This window comes from Exiguobacterium marinum DSM 16307, from assembly GCF_000620845.1.
Classification (GTDB): Bacteria; Bacillota; Bacilli; order Exiguobacteriales; family Exiguobacteriaceae; genus Exiguobacterium; species Exiguobacterium marinum.
On the sequence record NZ_KK211189.1, the window covers coordinates 834383 to 851782 of the forward strand.

16 protein-coding genes are annotated in these 17400 nt (G+C 45.0%); all 16 read left to right on the forward strand.

All coding sequences use genetic code 11. From position 1 onward, the window contains the following. The first annotated feature begins 108 nt into the window (after window positions 1-108). Complete coding sequence (locus tag P400_RS0104785) at window positions 109-369, forward strand: DNA-directed RNA polymerase subunit beta (protein ID WP_026825107.1); 261 nt, start codon at window positions 109-111, stop codon at window positions 367-369. Between the two features lie 13 nt (window positions 370-382). Further along, the gene (gene fabZ, locus P400_RS0104790) at window positions 383-805 is read left to right on the forward strand and encodes a 3-hydroxyacyl-ACP dehydratase FabZ (protein WP_026825108.1); all 423 of its coding nucleotides are present in this window, start codon (window positions 383-385) and stop codon (window positions 803-805) included. Between the two features lie 11 nt (window positions 806-816). Beyond that, the gene (locus P400_RS0104795) at window positions 817-1272 is read left to right on the forward strand and encodes a hypothetical protein (RefSeq protein WP_026825109.1); all 456 of its coding nucleotides are present in this window, start codon (window positions 817-819) and stop codon (window positions 1270-1272) included. 95 nt (window positions 1273-1367) lie between these two features. Beyond that, complete coding sequence (locus P400_RS0104800) at window positions 1368-3104, forward strand: methyl-accepting chemotaxis protein (RefSeq protein WP_026825110.1); 1737 nt, start codon at window positions 1368-1370, stop codon at window positions 3102-3104. Window positions 3105-3168: 64 nt separating this feature from the next. Then, entirely contained in the window at window positions 3169-4218 is a 1050-nt protein-coding gene (locus P400_RS0104805) for a C45 family autoproteolytic acyltransferase/hydolase (RefSeq protein WP_026825111.1), read from the forward strand. A gap of 57 nt (window positions 4219-4275) precedes the next feature. Then, window positions 4276-4554: a hypothetical protein gene (locus tag P400_RS0104810; RefSeq protein WP_026825112.1), complete on the forward strand. Its 279-nt coding sequence runs from the start codon at window positions 4276-4278 to the stop codon at window positions 4552-4554. Between the two features lie 117 nt (window positions 4555-4671). Next, window positions 4672-6210 carry a maltose/glucose-specific PTS transporter subunit IIC gene (locus P400_RS0104815; RefSeq protein WP_026825113.1) on the forward strand — a complete coding sequence of 513 codons (1539 nt, stop codon included), beginning with the start codon at window positions 4672-4674 and terminating at the stop codon, window positions 6208-6210. Between the two features lie 23 nt (window positions 6211-6233). Beyond that, the gene (locus P400_RS0104820; RefSeq protein WP_026825114.1) at window positions 6234-7037 is read left to right on the forward strand and encodes a MurR/RpiR family transcriptional regulator; all 804 of its coding nucleotides are present in this window, start codon (window positions 6234-6236) and stop codon (window positions 7035-7037) included. 5 nt (window positions 7038-7042) lie between these two features. Further along, entirely contained in the window at window positions 7043-7735 is a 693-nt protein-coding gene (locus P400_RS0104825; RefSeq protein ID WP_026825115.1) for an N-acetylmannosamine-6-phosphate 2-epimerase, read from the forward strand. Window positions 7736-8019: 284 nt separating this feature from the next. Further along, window positions 8020-10554 (forward strand): ATP-binding protein, encoded by a 2535-nt coding sequence (locus P400_RS0104830; protein WP_026825116.1) that lies wholly within the window; start codon window positions 8020-8022, stop codon window positions 10552-10554. Window positions 10555-10557: 3 nt separating this feature from the next. Next, a complete protein-coding gene (locus tag P400_RS0104835) occupies window positions 10558-11241 on the forward strand; it encodes a response regulator transcription factor (RefSeq protein ID WP_026825117.1) in 684 nt (227 codons plus the stop codon). Window positions 11242-11364: 123 nt separating this feature from the next. Then, window positions 11365-12606 (forward strand): MFS transporter, encoded by a 1242-nt coding sequence (locus P400_RS0104840; protein ID WP_034770842.1) that lies wholly within the window; start codon window positions 11365-11367, stop codon window positions 12604-12606. A gap of 12 nt (window positions 12607-12618) precedes the next feature. After that, a complete protein-coding gene (gene fdrA, locus P400_RS0104845; RefSeq protein WP_026825119.1) occupies window positions 12619-14310 on the forward strand; it encodes an acyl-CoA synthetase FdrA in 1692 nt (563 codons plus the stop codon). A gap of 12 nt (window positions 14311-14322) precedes the next feature. Beyond that, entirely contained in the window at window positions 14323-15594 is a 1272-nt protein-coding gene (locus tag P400_RS0104850) for a YlbE family protein (RefSeq protein WP_026825120.1), read from the forward strand. Next, window positions 15591-16391, forward strand: coding sequence for a DUF2877 domain-containing protein (locus P400_RS0104855; protein ID WP_026825121.1), 801 nt, complete (start codon window positions 15591-15593; stop codon window positions 16389-16391). Before P400_RS0104850 ends, P400_RS0104855 begins: the two co-directional genes overlap by 4 nt. Beyond that, a complete protein-coding gene (gene arcC / locus P400_RS0104860; protein WP_026825122.1) occupies window positions 16388-17350 on the forward strand; it encodes a carbamate kinase in 963 nt (320 codons plus the stop codon). Before P400_RS0104855 ends, arcC begins: the two co-directional genes overlap by 4 nt. Window positions 17351-17400 lie beyond the last annotated feature (50 nt).

A 17400-nucleotide genomic window follows, 5' to 3' on the forward strand; every position in this document is an offset into this window, starting at 1 on the left:
GCTTGTTCGACATTTGTGCATAGGGTACACTAAAAAGGTAGCAATTTATGCATTTTAATACCAGGTACTAATATGATATAATCATTTTAGCTGAAAGGATGGTTGGACGTGGCGAACGATGAACAAACGAGTTCGGAAGAACAAAAAGGTTCACCGGAACAAGAGACAGAGCAGAAAAAGCGATCACGATTGTCGAATCATCGTCGATTCCCGATCTTACTGCGTGTACTCGTTGTTTTAGTGTTGGCAATCGCGATGCTCGCACTCGGAGCGATCATTGGATATAGCGTCATTGGCGGAGGCGATTGGAAAGATGTATTCGACATCGAAACATGGCGCCATATCACCGACTTTTGGCTAACCTCTTAAAGGCGGTGGATGGATGTATACAGTTGAGCAAATCAAAGAAGTAATTCCACACAGATACCCGTTTCTGTTAATTGATCGAATTTTAGAAGTCGAGGAAAAGAAGCGTGCTGTCGGATTAAAAAATGTCACGGCGAACGAAGAGTTCTTTAACGGGCATTTCCCAGACTATAACGTCATGCCAGGCGTCTTGATTGTTGAGGCACTCGCACAGGTCGGTGCTTTCGCGATGTTGAAAGACGAATCAAATCGAGGCAAGCTCGCCTTTTTCGCAGGGATTGACAACTGTCGTTTCAAACGTCAAGTCGTTCCGGGCGATCAGCTGCGTCTTGAGGTGGAAATCATGAAAATACGTGGCCCAATCGGTAAAGGACGTGCCGTGGCTACGGTAGATGGAGAAGTTGCTTGTGAAGCAGAACTCACTTTCGCCTTGAAGTAAGGAGAAATGGGATGCGTGCTTTAGTAATTGTGTTACTAGTTGGCTTAATGACGATTGTGGGCTGTCAGCAACTACAGACGGAAGAGTCGAAAGAAGAAAATGTCGTCTATGAACAAAATGTGGATGAGACGATGATTGAGAAGCGTGCCGGACAATCCGATGCGATTGCCGTTTCACTCGAACGTACGAATAGTACAACGATGCTCTTTACGATTCGGATGCTTGAAAATCGTCGCCTCGACCCGACGACTGTCATGAGTTATGAGGTCGATGGGGAACGGATTGCGATTCCGTTTGGTGAATTGATTGCAGAACGGGAAGAAGACATTCGAACGTATGAATATCAGACAGACGTAGACCCTGAACTTTTCGTATCGGAAACACTTCCGCTCTTCCATCTCGTAGAGGAAGGCGAATCAGAAGTCACGATTCCGCTCGAAATTGTCAATTCGACAAATATTGAATAAAAACAGACGATTTTGTCGAAAATCGTCTGTTTTTTTGTGGAGATTGATGCGTTCTATCCGATACAAAGAGTAAGGACAGAATGGAGGAGATCGAGATGAAACAGAAATCACAATCCTTACAGACACGCATTTTAGCAGCGATGTTAGTCTTCGTCACGTTGCTCATCGTCACGTTCGGGGTCGTTCAGTATTTTAGTACGAAACATTCCGTACTCAGCACGCTTCATGCGACGATGATTGAGGACGGCGAACGAATTAATGAGGAGTTCGATGCAGATGCATATACATCCTTTTTGGGGAATCCGTCAAAAAATGAACAATATGAACAGTTTCGTGAATATCTAGATACATATCGCCAACAAATCGGAGCTATGTATGTGTATACGATTGCCACAGAGGATGAAGACGTTCAAATCATCGTGGATGGCTTGAATTCGGCAGATGCAGCGGACATCGGGACGTCGACCACAGCGCTGACGTATGAAAGAGTAGAGGCAGCATTTCAAGGAAAGACCGTCACGACCGATATCATCGATGATCCGGAATACGGGGAGTATGTCACGGTACTCGTCCCAATCAAACGCGGTAGCGAGGTCGTTGGTGTACTCGGCATCGATAAAGCTGCAACCGAAGTCGCAGCGATTACGGGAGAAGTATTGAAAGAGAGTTTACTCCCAATCCTCATCGGCCTCATCATCTTACTTGTGATGTCAGCCGTCGTTATTTGGCGTTATCTTGGATGGAAGTTGCGACCGCTCCAATCGCTAGAGCGCGTGGCGACCTCAATTGCGGAAGGCGATTTGGCGACAGCAACGAATGAGGTCGAGAAAATTCATCTGAAATCGGACGATGAAATTAAGCGTCTCACGGCATCGATGGACAAAATGACCCATATGTTGAAAGATTTGATTTCCGGTATTCAAACGTCGGCACAGACGGTACGTGACGAGAGCGGCAACGTCTCAGGCATCTCAGAAGAAGTGAATGATGCCTCTCGACAAATTGCCTATACGATGGAAGAAATCGCGAGTGGTGTCGAAAACCAAAGTGTGTTGACGATGCGTCTATATGGACATATGAATGAATTTTCGACGCTTGTCGAGCAAACGACATCTGATGGAGAGCAAGTGAGCGAACAGGCAGAGGTCGTCAGTCGGGTGACGATGGACGGTCTGAGTTATATGGAAAGTGCTGTCGACAAAATGACACATATCCATACGCAGGTGAAGACGTCACAAGGACAAGTTCGAGACTTTGAACAACAAGCCGACGAGGTGACTGAACTCGTGACGATGATTCGACAAATCTCGCAACAAACGAATTTACTCGCACTGAACGCGGCGATTGAAGCGGCTCGTGCCGGTGAGCACGGAAAAGGATTTGCGGTCGTCGCTTCAGAGATTCGTAAACTGTCCGACAGTGTTGCTGATTCCGTCAGTGAGATTTCGGAGATTGTCGGAAGCGTCAAACAAAACTCGATTGCGCTCGGGGAAACGTTTACAGAAAGCATGACAGCGGCTGAGGAAGGTAAAGCGACACTCGAATCGACGAAGCATGCTTTCACTGAAATCGAACAGAGTGTCCGTCATATGCAACAGTTGACTGGATCGATGCGTGGTCAACTAGACCGAGTGAAGACAAATCAAGACCAGATTCAACACGGGTTGTCCGAAATCGCTTCAATTTCGGAAGAGAGCACGGCTGGGAATGAAGAAGTGGCTGCATCAACTGAACAGATGTCAGCGACGAGTGAGACGATGAACCGTCTCGTCAAAGACTTGTCAAGTACGGCAGAGTCGATGCAACAGATGAGTCAGCAGTTCAAGTTGTAAAACAGTCTCACTTCAGACAGACCTCTCGCGTGTCCGCTATAATGGGCGCAAGGGAGGTTTTTTTATGCAACAATTCTCTAGTGAACTGACACAATTTCGTGGAAGTCATTATGATTTCGGTCGATTTCAAGGTAAATATATAAAGCGAAGTCAATTGCTTGAGAATCGGACGGATCAATGGAAACTACGTGTCCCCCGATTTGAGATTGATGCCACAGAGGCGAAGGCTGCTTTTGAGGAGTTCGCTCCAAAGATTTGGGAAGAGTTGATTGGCCTCCAAGATGAGCTAAAATTATCACTCAATGATACACTGCTTCATTTCGGGCATTTCCGCGTCAATAATCCAATCAGCGGATGTTCGATTCTGACGGGAGATAACTTTCTCGTCCGCAATTACGACTACCATCCAATGACGTATGACGGACGTTACAACGTCTTTCAGCCCGATGATGGATATGCAGTCATCGGACCGGTCTCTCGCATTACGGGTCGGATGGACGGGATGAATGAAAAAGGACTCGCCATGGGCTATAACTTTATCAATCGTCGTCGACCTGGAGACGGCTTCGTCTGTCAGATGATCGGACGCATCATTCTCGAAACATGCGCGACGGTGGAAGAAGCGGTCGACTTATTAAAAGAGATTCCGCATCGCGGCTCATTTACGTACGTCGTTCATGACAAGTCGTCGAAAACACGTGTGATTGAGGCGACGCCTCGTGACATTCAAGTCCGCGAATCAAATATCTGCACGAATCATTTCGAACTATTGCAACATGAGAATCGCTACCACCTTGATGATTCCACGCGTCGCATGATGGAAATCAAAGTGGTGCAGCACTTGATTCAAGATGCGGAAAGCGCATTTCGTCTCATGAACGACTCCGATAAAGGAGTCTTCTCTGAACTTTATAAAAGTTGGGCCGGGACGATTCACACGGCTGCCTATTTCCCGGAAACACTCGAGACATGGTTTGCGCTCGGCGGGGACCGCGACCCGGTCATCTTCGACTTCCAAAAGTGGCTCGACGGGGAAGACTTCGATATTCATGCGCTGGACGGTGAACTCTCGACCGATATTGAGTTTGCGAACACGGTTCAACTTTGGCGCTGACGTTTGTCAGTGCTTTTTTTCGAGAAACGGGAATACACATAACAGGAGGGATAAACGATGAAACGATTTGGTATCATACTCATTATGTTGATGCTCGTCACATTGCTTGGAGGCTGTGTACCGGGTGATGGAACGTACACGACAGACCCGGCAGGTTTTTTCTGGGGCATTTGGCATGGATGGATTGCACCGATCTCACTTATCTTAGGGCTATTCAATGATACGTACCGTGTTTATGAAGTGAATAACACGGGCTGGTTTTACGATTTAGGATTTTACATCGCCGTGATTAGTGGATTTGGTGGATTGACGTTGACGCGGAAGAGTCGGGGATAATCTTGAGTGGCCCAAAGTGGTCACTCTTTTTTAAAATCTTTTTTACCGTAAACGCTTGCATTAAAATATTTTTCATATTATGATTCAGGTGAAAATGATTTTAAGGAGGAATTATTCATGTCACGTCTCTTTGAACGAGCGCAACAATTCGGGAAATCGTTCATGTTGCCGATTGCTGTCTTACCGGCAGCAGGACTATTGTTAGGGATTGGGGGCGCATTGTCTAACCCAAATACGGTACAAGCATATCCGTTTCTTGACATCGACTGGTTGCAACATCTGTTCACGATTATGGCAGCCGCAGGTTCGATTGTATTTGCGAACTTGGCTGTATTATTTGCTATCGGTGTCGCTGTTGGACTTGCGAAGTCTGATAAAGGAACGGCCGGTTTGGCGGCAATGCTTGGTTATTTGATTATGAATGCGACCATCAACGCTATGCTTCAGATTACAGGAGAGTTGATGGAAACGAACTTAGCAAGTGCCGGTCAAGGAATGGCACTTGGAATCCAAACACTCGAAACCGGTGTGTTTGGCGGGATATTGATTGGGATTGTCACGGCACTCTTGCATAACCGCTATAACAAGCAAGTACTTCCACAGTTTCTCGGCTTCTTCAGCGGATCACGCTTTGTGCCGATTATTACATCATTCGTGGCGATTGGTGTTGGGATTGGACTCTATTTCATTTGGCCGACGGTACAGAATGGGATTTTCTCACTAGGTGGTATCGTTGAGAAAACAGGTTATATTGGAACGTTCATCTATGGGTTCGTCCTAAGGATGCTTGGGCCATTCGGGTTGCACCATATTTTCTACATTCCGTTTTGGACTACTGGACTCGGGGGCTCAATGGTCATCGACGGTACATTGATTGAAGGAACACAAAAGATTTTCTTCGCACAATTGGCTGATCCAAATACGACACAGTTCTATGAGGGGACAGCGCGTTTCATGTCTGGACGATTCATCACGATGATGTTTGGTCTTCTCGGTGCAGCGCTTGCGATGTATCACTGTGCCAAACCAGAGCAAAAGAAAGTCGTATTCGGTCTCTTGTTTTCTGCCGCACTCACATCGTTCTTGACGGGAATCACGGAACCGCTCGAATTCGCGTTCTTATTCGTGGCGCCAGTCCTCTATTTGGTCCATGCCATCTTTGATGGACTTGCCTTTATGATGGCTCACATCTTTGAGATTACAATTGGTCAAACGTTTTCCGGAGGATTCATCGACTTTATTTTATTCGGGGTTTTACAAGGGAATGACAAGACGAACTGGATGCTCGTACCGGTCATCGGTGCCTTCTGGTTCTTGCTCTACTACGTTACGTTCCGCTTCCTAATCACGAAGTTCAACTTCATGACACCAGGACGCTCGGATGAGGTAGCGAAGACGGCAGACATCGCAGCATCAGGTCGTACAACAGCCATCATTGCGGCACTAGGTGGCGATGACAATATTGAGACGGTCGATTGCTGCGCGACACGCCTCCGCGTTACCGTTAACGACAATCAACATGTCCGTGAAGACTTGTTGAAAGAGACAGGCGCGCACGGGGTGGTTCAAAAAGGGAATGGGATTCAGGTAATCTACGGTCCTTCTGTTACAATTATTAAGAATGAAGTCCAAGAGGCGTTAGGCCGGGGCGAATAACAAATGTGTTGGAGGGAAGAACCGTGTGGGAGCAAATGAAGCACGTGTATTCAGAAATGACAGACAGTGAGAAAAAGATTGCGGATTATCTGATGGCAAACATGAATGAGGCAATCGAAATGAACATTACCGATTTAGCAAATGCGATTACGACTTCTCCAGGAACCATCACGCGGTTTTGCAAAAAAATCGGAGTGGGAAGTTATAGTTCACTGAAGCTCATGATGCAAAAGACGTTGACGGAAACGAATTTGCCCCAAACAACTTCGCTCGAACCGATGCAGCGATCATATATTGAATTGATTCAGACAACCGCTCATTTGATTGATCAAGACGAGTTGCTCGCTATTTGTAAGGAAATTACTTCGAGCCGTTCCATCCATTTGTATGGATTGGGCAACGCTGGACTGGTTGCTCAAGAGATGGAATACAGGTTGAGACGGATGGGACTGTTGGCAACTACGGCTTTTGATAGTCATAGCATGGTCATGGACGCGTCGATTGTCACTGCAGAAGATTTGGTCATTGCTTTCTCAAACAGTGGAGAAAGTCGAGAAGTCGTCCAAGCCGTTCAACTCGCAAAAGAATCGGGCTGTACGACAGTCGCGTTCGTCGGATATCAGCATTCGCCACTTGCCGAGCTTGCCGACTATCGTTTGTTGACCGCCGGTGCGTCAGGAGAGGCATTCTTGATTAATACCCAACTCCCGCTTCTCTTTACGGCAGATGCGGTGACGAAAACATTGATGGAGACGAATGAAGCATTAAAAGCGCACTATATGCGAACGCTTAAAGCGCTTGATCGTTTAAAAGAAAGAAGTGAATAATCAGTATGACAACATTACCGACTGGATTGATTGTTTCGTGCCAGGCTTTAGAAGATGAACCGCTCCATAGTGAGTTCATTATGGGACGGATGGCCATCGCGGCCGTTCAAGGTGGCGCCAAAGGAATTCGGGCCAATTCAGCGAAAGATATTCAAGAAATTAAAAAACAGGTCGCTGTTCCGATTATCGGCATCGTCAAACGTGACTATGAAGACAGTGACGTTTTTATCACGGCAACGATGAAAGAAGTCGAAGAGTTGATTGAAGTCGGCGTGGACGTAATCGCCCTCGATGCGACACAACGCCTCCGACCGAACGGGGTGACGCTTCAAGAGTTGGTGCATGCCATTCGTTCGATTTATCCGAAACAGGCAATCATGGCGGATTGTGCAACACTCAACGATTGTATCGAAGCGGATCGTCTTGGTTTTGACTATATTTCGACAACGCTACATGGATATACAAAAGAGACAAACGGATCTCTCCTCTACCATGATGATTTCAAGTTTCTAAAAGATGTGTTACACCACGTGTCTCGACCGGTTATCGCAGAAGGGAATATTTTGACACCTGAGATGGCGAAGCGTTGTATGAATTTAGGAACATATGCTGTCGTCGTAGGTGGAGCGATTACTCGCCCGCATCAAATTACCGCACGGTTTGATGAGGCACTCGCTTCCAGTTTGAAGAGTTCATAAGTTTTTTGGAAAGATATATATAGACTTTCGATTGATTTGCACCTTAAGTGAGAGTCCGAAAAGAGAACATTGCCAGTACAGAGCTTGAAAAACATATGACAAATTATGAAGCGGTCTAGAATTCAGATGTCTAGACCGCTTTTTCCTGCTGTATTTGAGTAAAGGATACAGCAGGAATAGCATAATCCGTCACAACACCGTCATAACAAAAACATAAAAAATATGAAGGAGCAACTTAAAAAAATATAAAGCGTGCTAATCTTTTTTATAGGGTGGTGAAAAGAATGAAACGAGTCCGTCGTATGCGAGAAACATTTCGGGGGAGATTGTTATTTGATTTTATTTTACTCATTATTGTCTCAGGTTTCTTTTCTTTAGTTATCTATTTATTCGATACCATACAAGGTGTGAAAGAAGAGTTTGTACAACAGGAAGTGGCCACGAAACAAATGCAGTCGATTGTGTATGATTACATTGAGCAAAGTAGACAAGTTATTCAAACGACTGCAGACAATGTCGAAACCCTTCGTTCAACAGGTTCATCTGTAGCTGTTGAACAGGAGATGATTGATCATATTAAAACGCACAATCCACGCTTTGAGAATTTATATATCGCTGATGAGGGCGGACGTACCATCGCTTTTTCACCGAAAGTAAATGGGGACGGACAGTCTAATATCGGGCTTGATTTTAGTAATCGTTTTTACTTCAAACAACTTCAAATGACGAGAGACACATACGTCTCTCATGTATTCCAAGGACGTGGAGGTAGCCAAAAACCTTTGATTGTCATTGCAACACCGATATTCTCCGAAGAAGATGATATGTCAGGTTACATATTAGGTGCCTTAAGTTTAGAAGGGATTGGAGAGACCTTGATTGCCAACAATTTTAATCAAGAACAATTTCCGGTAGTCGTGGATGATCGAGATCAGATTGTGTTTCATCCAAACACATACCCGTCTAAAGAAGTGAAAACGGTTACGATGAATCCGGATGAGCATGGAGAGCGAATGTGGGGAAATGTTTGGCGAGTTTTTGATGAAGAAAAACAGCAGTCTCAATTTGTCACATATGAAGTGGTACCTGAGTATGGATGGACGGTTTGGATTGCTCGTCCGGTGGAAAGTGTAGTGGCTTCTGTTATAAAAACAATTATTCCAAACACATTGTTATTTTTAATGATTGCGACCATTATGTTTATCCTAGGCTCTATACTTTCCCGTAAACTAAATCGTTCGCTTGCGGATTTTATGAATCAAACCGAACTGCTCGTTGAACACAACGAAACCTCTCACGTCGTTAGGCACTTGCAATCCATTCGTGCCCCGAAAGAGATCATTGAATTGGCTAAACGTTTTGAACATATGGCCGAACATGTTCGGGAGAGCCAAGAAAATTTACGTCAATTGAATGAGGCATTAGAAGAAAAGGTATCTCGCCGAACGAAAGAATTAGAACAAAATAACTTAGAGCTAAAGGCGCTCAATCAATTTATGACATCGTTTCGTCATGCGCCGAACATCATTTCACTTGTACAAAGTACATTACAAGATATGGCATCTATTTTGCCTTATCCTTTGTTTGTCTCCTTGCCGAATCAAGTCATTTCAAAAGACGCAATCTTATCACAAGAGAGCTTGTGTGAATTTTTAGATGCACAGCAAAAAGGTTATCGGTTTTATACGAACCATTTATATTTTGGAGGACGTGCAGGTGGCATGTTATTGGTCGGATTAACAGCCGATCAAACCATCTCTAAGCGAGAAGAGATTTTTTTACACACACTTAGTGATGCTTTTTCCATCCTTCTCGATAATAAAGTGTTGGTCGATGAGACGACAAAACAGAACGCCTTGTGGAATGCGACATTAAGTAGTATGTCCGAAGGTGTAATCGTGTTAAATGAAAGTGGAGAAATTGAGTATGTGAACCGCTTTATGGAGCTGAATTTCGAGTTATCTCAATCTGATCAAGTGGAGGATTGGGATACGGTTATGAAGCTCTATGGTGATGAGAAAGACATCTCTAGATTATTTATTGACGATCAAATCTTCCACGTACAACCGTTTTCAGTGATTGGCTCATCCGACACTATCGGACAAGGATACATCGTGCGCGACGTCACTCGTGAAGTAGAAATCGATCAATTAAAGGATAATTTAATTTCACTAGCATCTCATGAATTTAAAACACCGCTCACAAACATTCGTGGAAGCATCGAAACGTTGATGAGGACCGACGTCTCATGGGATAGCTCGTTCCGAACTGAATTGTTACAAGGGATCCAAGAAGATGCGCAACGAATCCGTCAACTTATTGATGACTGGTTAGACATCACTAAAATTGAATCTGGAAACTTTCCTGTTGAACTTGAAGCGGTCTTGTTCATCCCTTATGTAAAAGCCATCATAAAAGAGCTGCAAATTGAAGAATATACAACGTACGAATGGAATGGACCAACCGTAGTCGAAGTCGATTTTAATCGATTTCGGCAAGTACTCGTCAATTTATTGACGAATGCGGTTCGATACAGTGACGGTTCACCCAAGATTCAGATTCGGACAGAAGAGACAAACGAGTCTTGGCAACTCGTCATTGAAGATCAAGGGATTGGCATTCGTCACGATCATGTAAATCGGATTTTTGATCGCTTTTATCAAGTAGAAATGAAATCAACGAGACGAAAAGGCGGGACCGGTCTCGGGTTAGCAATTTGCAAAGGAATCATTGAAGCCCACGGTGGGAATATTCGAGTCGAGAGTGAGTTAGGTCATGGAACCCGATTCTTTCTAACAATGCCAAAAGAGGAGGACTAAGCAATGCCGACAATTGCCATAGTTGAGGATGAAAAGAAAATCGCACGTTTTGTGGCGGCAAATTTACTTTCGCTTGGTTATGAAGTGAAACAATATATCGACGGTAGTCAGTTTTTAGAGGAAATTGAACGGAATCAGTTTGATTTGGTCTTACTCGATATTATGATGCCTCGAATGGACGGATTTGAAGTGCTGCGTCGTCTACGTACCGTGTCGGATATCCCTGTTATTTTGTTGACAGCTCGAAGTCAATCCAAAGATAAAGTAGATGGATTGAACTTAGGGGCAGATGATTATTTGACCAAACCATTTGCACTTGAAGAATTGTTTGCACGAGTCAAAGCGGTGCTTCGGAGATCCGTTGCCGAAGAAGTACTGGAAATGACTGTTCACATTAAAGGTGTTGAGATAGATCGTTTACGAAATAGAGTGTTTCACCGAGGGGAGGAAGTCAAGTTGACTCAAAACGAATTCTCCTTATTATCCGAATTGGGCAAGCATCTAGATCAAGTCGTTCAACATCGAGAGCTCTTGCAATCGGTATGGGGACCTGAATACGGAGAAGAGGTCGAATATTTGAGAGTTACCATTGGTCGAATCCGAAAAAAATTGAAAGCTGCCGGGGCAACAGAAGCGGCGAATCAACTAAAGACGTATCCTGGTATCGGCTACGCCTTACTCTCATAAGCGCCTTCGGGCGTTTTTTTATGGAATTGTTACGAAGACCCTCATTCTATTTATGCGTTTCTTATGGAGTGAGACGTAAAGTATAAATGTAAGCGATATCAAAAATAGAAAGGAAGTAACCCAATGAGTACATCCCCAGTTTCCCAACCCGTCTTGGAGCCCAAGCGAGAGCGCATCCCGTATTGGTGGAAAGTCGTCGCCGTCTTTTTCCTAGGTTGGATGTTTATGTATGCGGACCGGACCATCCTGAATCCGGTCATGCCGAACTTGGCTCAAGAGTTCGGGTTGAATAACGCTCAGCTCGGTTTGATTAACAGTGTCTTTTTCCTCACGTACGCCATCGCCCAAATCCCTTCTGGTTCACTTGGCGATAAGTTTGGACGGAAACGTATTTTAGTGCCAGGCTTCATTCTTTTCGGATTATTTACCGGAATTACTGGATTCGCTACAACATTTCTCTTGTTCATGATTGCCCGAGCAATCACAGGACTTGGCGAAGGAACGTATTACGGTCCGCAATATGCCCTGTCATCTGAAGCCATTCCAAAGCAATTTTTGACTATCGGAACAGCTATTATCAACAGTGGTATGGCACTCGGTATTTCGCTCGGTTACATCTCATCAAGTTATTTGACGCTCGAACTTGGAATGAGTTGGCGTACGCCGTTTTACTTCATGACAATCCCGACAATTTTAACCGGGGTCTTAATCTGGTTTGTCATCAAAGAAAAACGTCCAGAGCGTGTAGAGGCAACAGCAGAAAAATCAGATTTCTCTATCATGAGCTTGTTTAAAAATCGAAACTTACTTGCAACGTTCATTATGGTATTTTGTTCACTTTACGGCTTCTTCATGATTCTCACGTGGCTACCACAGTACTTGCAAGTCGAACGTGGGTTCCAAGGAAGTGATGTTGGATTTATCTCATCTCTCGTTCCATGGGCTTCAATCCCAGGGGCACTGTTGATTGGATACTTGTCAGACAAAATGGGCAAGAAGAAGCCGCTCGTATTTGTGCTCGTTCCTCTATCGATTGCTTCGATATTCGCCGTCGTATTCGTAGAAAGTACACCGCTTTTGTTTGCGGCGCTTATCTTGTACGGGTTGACTGGAAAGTTAGCACTTGACCCAGTCCTTCTTTCATTCGTAGCGAATAACGCACCGAAAAAAGTATATGGAACCGTATTTGGTGTCTATAACTTTGTCGGAATGACCTCATCGATTCTTGCACCGTATATCACCGGTTACTTGGTTGACCAGTCTGGGTCGATGCAAACAGGCTTTTATCTGGCAGCTGTCCTTCTCGTCATCGGGATGATTGCCATGTTGTTCACAAAAGAAACCGTCAAACCGACGGAAGCGTAAGGAGAGAACTATATGTTAACAACAATCATTCAAGAAAACACATATCAAGATTCGGTGACATTAATGGTGTTATCCAATCATGTCTCGAGCCTTGAAGGGATCAACAAAGTGTCAATCATGATGGGGACACCAGCGAATCTTGATATTTTTAAAAGCACAGGCTTTTACACAAGTGAATTAGAAACAGCTACACCACAGGATATGTGCATCGTTGTAGATTCGGAAACAGATCAGACGGAAAGACTATTGGTCGCAATTCACGACTTCTTGAACAATCAAACGAAACAAGATTCAGGAGATAAGCAAGAAGCTCGTTCTTGGAAAGGTGCTTTGGAAGAGTTACCAGATGCGAACTTGGCATTATTGTCGATTCCTGGACAATACGTTGAATACGAGGCAAGAAAGGCGCTCAATCAAGGAATGAATGTTCATATTTTTAGTGACAATGTTCCGGTCCAAGTCGAACGCGAATTAAAACAATTCGCTGATCAGAATGGATTGTTGGTCATGGGTCCAGACTGTGGAACGGCCTCGCTTGCGGGAGTTCCTTTAGCGTTCACGAACGTCGTTCAAACAGGGAGTGTCGGTATTGTGGGCGCTTCTGGAACAGGGATACAAGAAGTGGCGACGTTAATCGATCGTCTCGGTGGTGGTGTCTCGCATGCCATCGGAACGGGAGGACGTGATCTGTCTACGGAGATTGGCGGAATTTCGATGAAAGCGGGTATTCGAGCTCTCGAACAGGATGCATCGACAGATACGATTGTCGTGATTTCGAAACCACCTGCTAAGGAAGTACGAGAAGAGATTGAACTGCTCCTTCAACAGGTAACAAAACCGGTTGTGGCTTTCTTTGTCGGTGAACATGGTCTCGCACCAAAACATCACGTCATTTACGCAGATACATCAGAAGAAGCGGCATTACTGGCACTTGGTAAGTCGATGACTGAACGGAAACGAATGGAGCAGGTCTCAAACGAAGCGACACGGATTGTCGGACTGTTCTCAGGCGGAACGTTAGCTGCGGAAACTGCTGATTTGCTTGCGCTCTCGTTTAGCGTAGAGGCAGACCGAGAACATCGTGACGGATTCTCATTCGATTATGAAGGAAATGTCGTCATCGATTTAGGAGATGACGTCTATACCCAAGGTAAACCGCATCCAATGATTGATCCATCAACGCGCATCGATTTTATTAATCGCTACTGCGATACGGACGATTCGATCGTACTCCTATTAGATAATGTTCTCGGATACGGTTCTCATGAAAATATGGCTGGCGCATTGCTTCCAACGTTACAAGCACTACAGACGTCACGACCAAACGTTCATGTCATCGTCAACGTATGTGGTACCGAGCAAGATCCACAACGTTATAGTGCTCAAAAACAACTTTTTGAATCAGCGGGTATCTTTGTCGCCGAGAGTAATGTCGCAGCTGTTGAGTACGCCCTTCATATGATTGGAAAACCTGTACCAAAATTCGAGGAGAAAACAATGCCGTCGATTGAACGGAATACACCGCAAGTGGAGTCGTCGGAAGCCATTCAACAGCTGTTACGTGCACCAAAAGTGATTAACTTAGGACTTCGCTCATTCGCAGACGCAGTAACGAATGAGGGTGGGCAAAGTGTGCAATACAACTGGCAACCGACTGCAGGCGGAAAACCACATCTTCAGCGCTTACTCGCGCTCATGTCTTGAGGAGGAAAACAAATGAGTATCGGAGCTATGATTCAAGAAGCAAATGAAAAAGTCGTACAAACCATTTTAAATGGTCAGCCATTTTTGACGGATGTCGTTCCGGCCCACACGGTCATCCCGATTTTAAAAGATAAAGTATTATTACACGCTGGTCCGCCGATTGCTTATCACGAGATGACGGGACCGATGAAAGGGGCAGCCATCGGGGCTGTCATATTCGAACAATGGACAGATGATTATGAAGAAGCGGAACAGATGCTTGAACGGGGAGAAGTGACATTTACACCTTGTCATCATGTCAATGCCGTTGGTCCAATGGGAGGGATCACATCGGGACACATGCCAGTTCTCGTCGTTGAAAACCGTAACGGCAGCGCCAAAGCGTATTGCACGATGAATGAAGGAATCGGTAAAGTGATGCGATTTGGTGCAAACGACGATGAGGTCATTTCACGTTTACATTGGATGAAAGACGTACTCGGTCCAGTTCTTTCAAAAACATTAAAAGAAACAGGTGAAGGTGTCAATCTAAACGTCATCATCTCAAAAGCGATCACGATGGGCGATGAGTTCCATCAACGAAATATTGCAGCTTCTGTTCTCTTATTGAAAGAATTAGCGCCATATTTAATGCTGGCAGAGATTGAAGATACGGAACGTCGAGATGTTTTACAGTTCCTTGCGGACACCGACCAATTTTTCTTGAACGTGATGATGGCGACATGTAAAGCCGTACTAGACGAGGCGCGTCAGCATGAGGCAGGCACGATTGTGACGGCGATGACGCGAAACGGAAAAGAGTTCGGTATTCGAATCAGTGGGATGGGGGACGAATGGTTTACAGCTCCGGTGAATACACCAGAAGGTTTATTCTTTACAGGATATAGCCAAGACGATGCCAACCCAGATATCGGAGACAGTGCGATTACTGAAACATATGGTGTCGGGGGAATGGCGATGGTAGCCGCGCCCGGTGTCACTCGTTTCTTAGGTCGGGCAGGAGCCAGTGAGGCCCAAGCGATTAGTGAAGAGATGATTGAAATTTGCGATCGGCACAATTCAAACTTAAGCATTCCATCTTGGGACTTCCAAGGAGCTTGCGTAGGAATCGATATTCGAAAAGTTGTGGAAACTGGAATCACACCAATCATCAATACAGGCATTGCGCATAAAAACCCAGGAATCGGACAAGTTGGTGCAGGTACCGTGCGAGCACCGCTCGCTTGCTTCGAAAAGGCGCTTGAAGCATATGCTGAAAAATTAGGGTTGGTTCAGCACGCATGATTCAAATTGGGGCGGTATACAGCTCGTATGCTGCCTCTCTCCTGCATGATGCATTTCATCCTCTTCAAGTCGAAGCCGTCTTTCAAACGGGCTACAATATCCGAGCAGGCGCAAACCTACTCTATATTGGAACGACAAAGAATGGATACGCGCCATTCGGTATCCATATGAAGACGGTGGATCAATTGAAATGGAGAGTAGGCGATTGTTTACTTGTTGGGACGGGAGCGACCATCCATCATATTTCGACTGGTGTGACAGTTTATCCGAACCAAGTGATGAGAATGAAAGTAGAGCGAATCAAGCCCGATCCTGTTCAATTCGAAAGAAATATCGAAGAGATGAATCGATTTCTAAAAAAACTTGGACACGATTGGAGTCGAGCTTATCGAGAAAAAGAACAGCCGTTATATGATTATTTGTCGAACATTGGTCAGGAAAAAGGGAAGCAACTTATCGGTTACGGAAAAGGGTTAACCCCGAGTGGTGACGATGTGATTGTTGGCTATATGGCAGTATGTGAAGTGTTAGGGCGACCGATGGGATGGCAGGTGGACTATGTATCAAGCGCCAAATATCGAACGACCCGAAGTTCAGTCGCATATTATGAAGCAGCACTACGTGGGGAATATACGAACGAACTGAACCGACTAATCACGGCACTTTTAACACGATCACCTTCCGACTGGCAGAGTGATTGGGAACGACTGATTGAGTTTGGTAGCTCATCAGGCCAAGATACGGCGTTAGGAATCTATTTAGCTTTGAAATATGAAATGGAGGACATGGTTAGATGAAAAAACGAATTGTGATTGCCCTTGGCGGGAATGCCATTTTAACAGATGACGGTTCTGCGGCCGCACAACGTAAAGCAATTACTGAAACGGTACGTCACATTGCTGATTTAATCGAAGAAGGGCACGAAGTTGTTTTGAGTCATGGCAATGGACCACAAATCGGTGCGATACTGATTCAACAACAAATCGCGGATTCGGAAAAAACACCGGCGATGGATTTGGGAACATGTGGTGCAATGACTCAAGGAATGATTGGATACTGGTTCCAACAGTTACTGAGAAATGAGTTATCTCGTCGCGGAATGGAGCGTCAAGTCGTCACGATGATCACTCAATCAGAAGTGGAAGCTTCAGATCAGGCATTTACCCAACCAACCAAACCGATTGGTCCTTTCTATAATGAAATGGAAGCATCACATATGCGAGCTCGAGGTGAGGTGGTGGTCGAGGATGCAGGAAGAGGATATCGAAAAGTGGTAGCGAGTCCAAAACCGGTTCAAATCGTGGAAGCACCAGTCATTCAAGATTTACTCCGTGCCGGTCATCTCGTCATTGCCGCTGGAGGTGGTGGAGTTCCTGTCGTTCGAGAGCAATATACGCTACATGGAGTGGACGCTGTCATCGATAAAGATTTTGCGGCAGCGCAGTTGGCTCAATCAATTCAAGCGACACATCTCATGATTATCACGGGTGTCCCTAACGTATGTCTTCACTTCAACCAACCTAACCAGGAAAAGTTAGAAGAAGTGACCACTTCAAAACTTGAACAGTTGATTGAAGAGAATCATTTTATGGCAGGGAGTATGTTGCCAAAGGTAGAAGCGGCTCTTCAATTTATTCAAGACGACTCTGAACGTGAAGCGGTTATTACAGATATCTCTTCTTTAAAAGGAGCGATAGCGGGTACTGCTGGTACAAGAATTCGATATGACTTTACGGCAGCAGGAATCGTTGACTAAGGTCATTACAAATCGTCGACCGATTCAACACACACAAATGACGTCCTGTT

What these genes read in the sequence shown, in the direction of transcription:
- P400_RS0104800 (WP_026825110.1), top strand. Translation starts at nt 1,368, where the DNA reads ATGAAACAGAAATCACAATCCTTACAGACACGCATTTTAGCAGCGATG.
- P400_RS0104825 (WP_026825115.1), top strand. Translation starts at nt 7,043, where the DNA reads ATGACAACATTACCGACTGGATTGATTGTTTCGTGCCAGGCTTTAGAA.
- P400_RS0104835 (WP_026825117.1), top strand. Translation starts at nt 10,558, where the DNA reads ATGCCGACAATTGCCATAGTTGAGGATGAAAAGAAAATCGCACGTTTT.
- P400_RS0104815 (WP_026825113.1), top strand. Translation starts at nt 4,672, where the DNA reads ATGTCACGTCTCTTTGAACGAGCGCAACAATTCGGGAAATCGTTCATG.
- P400_RS0104840 (WP_034770842.1), top strand. Translation starts at nt 11,365, where the DNA reads ATGAGTACATCCCCAGTTTCCCAACCCGTCTTGGAGCCCAAGCGAGAG.
- fdrA (WP_026825119.1), top strand. Translation starts at nt 12,619, where the DNA reads ATGTTAACAACAATCATTCAAGAAAACACATATCAAGATTCGGTGACA.
- P400_RS0104855 (WP_026825121.1), top strand. Translation starts at nt 15,591, where the DNA reads ATGATTCAAATTGGGGCGGTATACAGCTCGTATGCTGCCTCTCTCCTG.
- P400_RS0104850 (WP_026825120.1), top strand. Translation starts at nt 14,323, where the DNA reads ATGAGTATCGGAGCTATGATTCAAGAAGCAAATGAAAAAGTCGTACAA.
- P400_RS0104795 (WP_026825109.1), top strand. Translation starts at nt 817, where the DNA reads ATGCGTGCTTTAGTAATTGTGTTACTAGTTGGCTTAATGACGATTGTG.
- fabZ (WP_026825108.1), top strand. Translation starts at nt 383, where the DNA reads ATGTATACAGTTGAGCAAATCAAAGAAGTAATTCCACACAGATACCCG.
- P400_RS0104830 (WP_026825116.1), top strand. Translation starts at nt 8,020, where the DNA reads ATGAAACGAGTCCGTCGTATGCGAGAAACATTTCGGGGGAGATTGTTA.
- P400_RS0104805 (WP_026825111.1), top strand. Translation starts at nt 3,169, where the DNA reads ATGCAACAATTCTCTAGTGAACTGACACAATTTCGTGGAAGTCATTAT.
- arcC (WP_026825122.1), top strand. Translation starts at nt 16,388, where the DNA reads ATGAAAAAACGAATTGTGATTGCCCTTGGCGGGAATGCCATTTTAACA.
- P400_RS0104810 (WP_026825112.1), top strand. Translation starts at nt 4,276, where the DNA reads ATGAAACGATTTGGTATCATACTCATTATGTTGATGCTCGTCACATTG.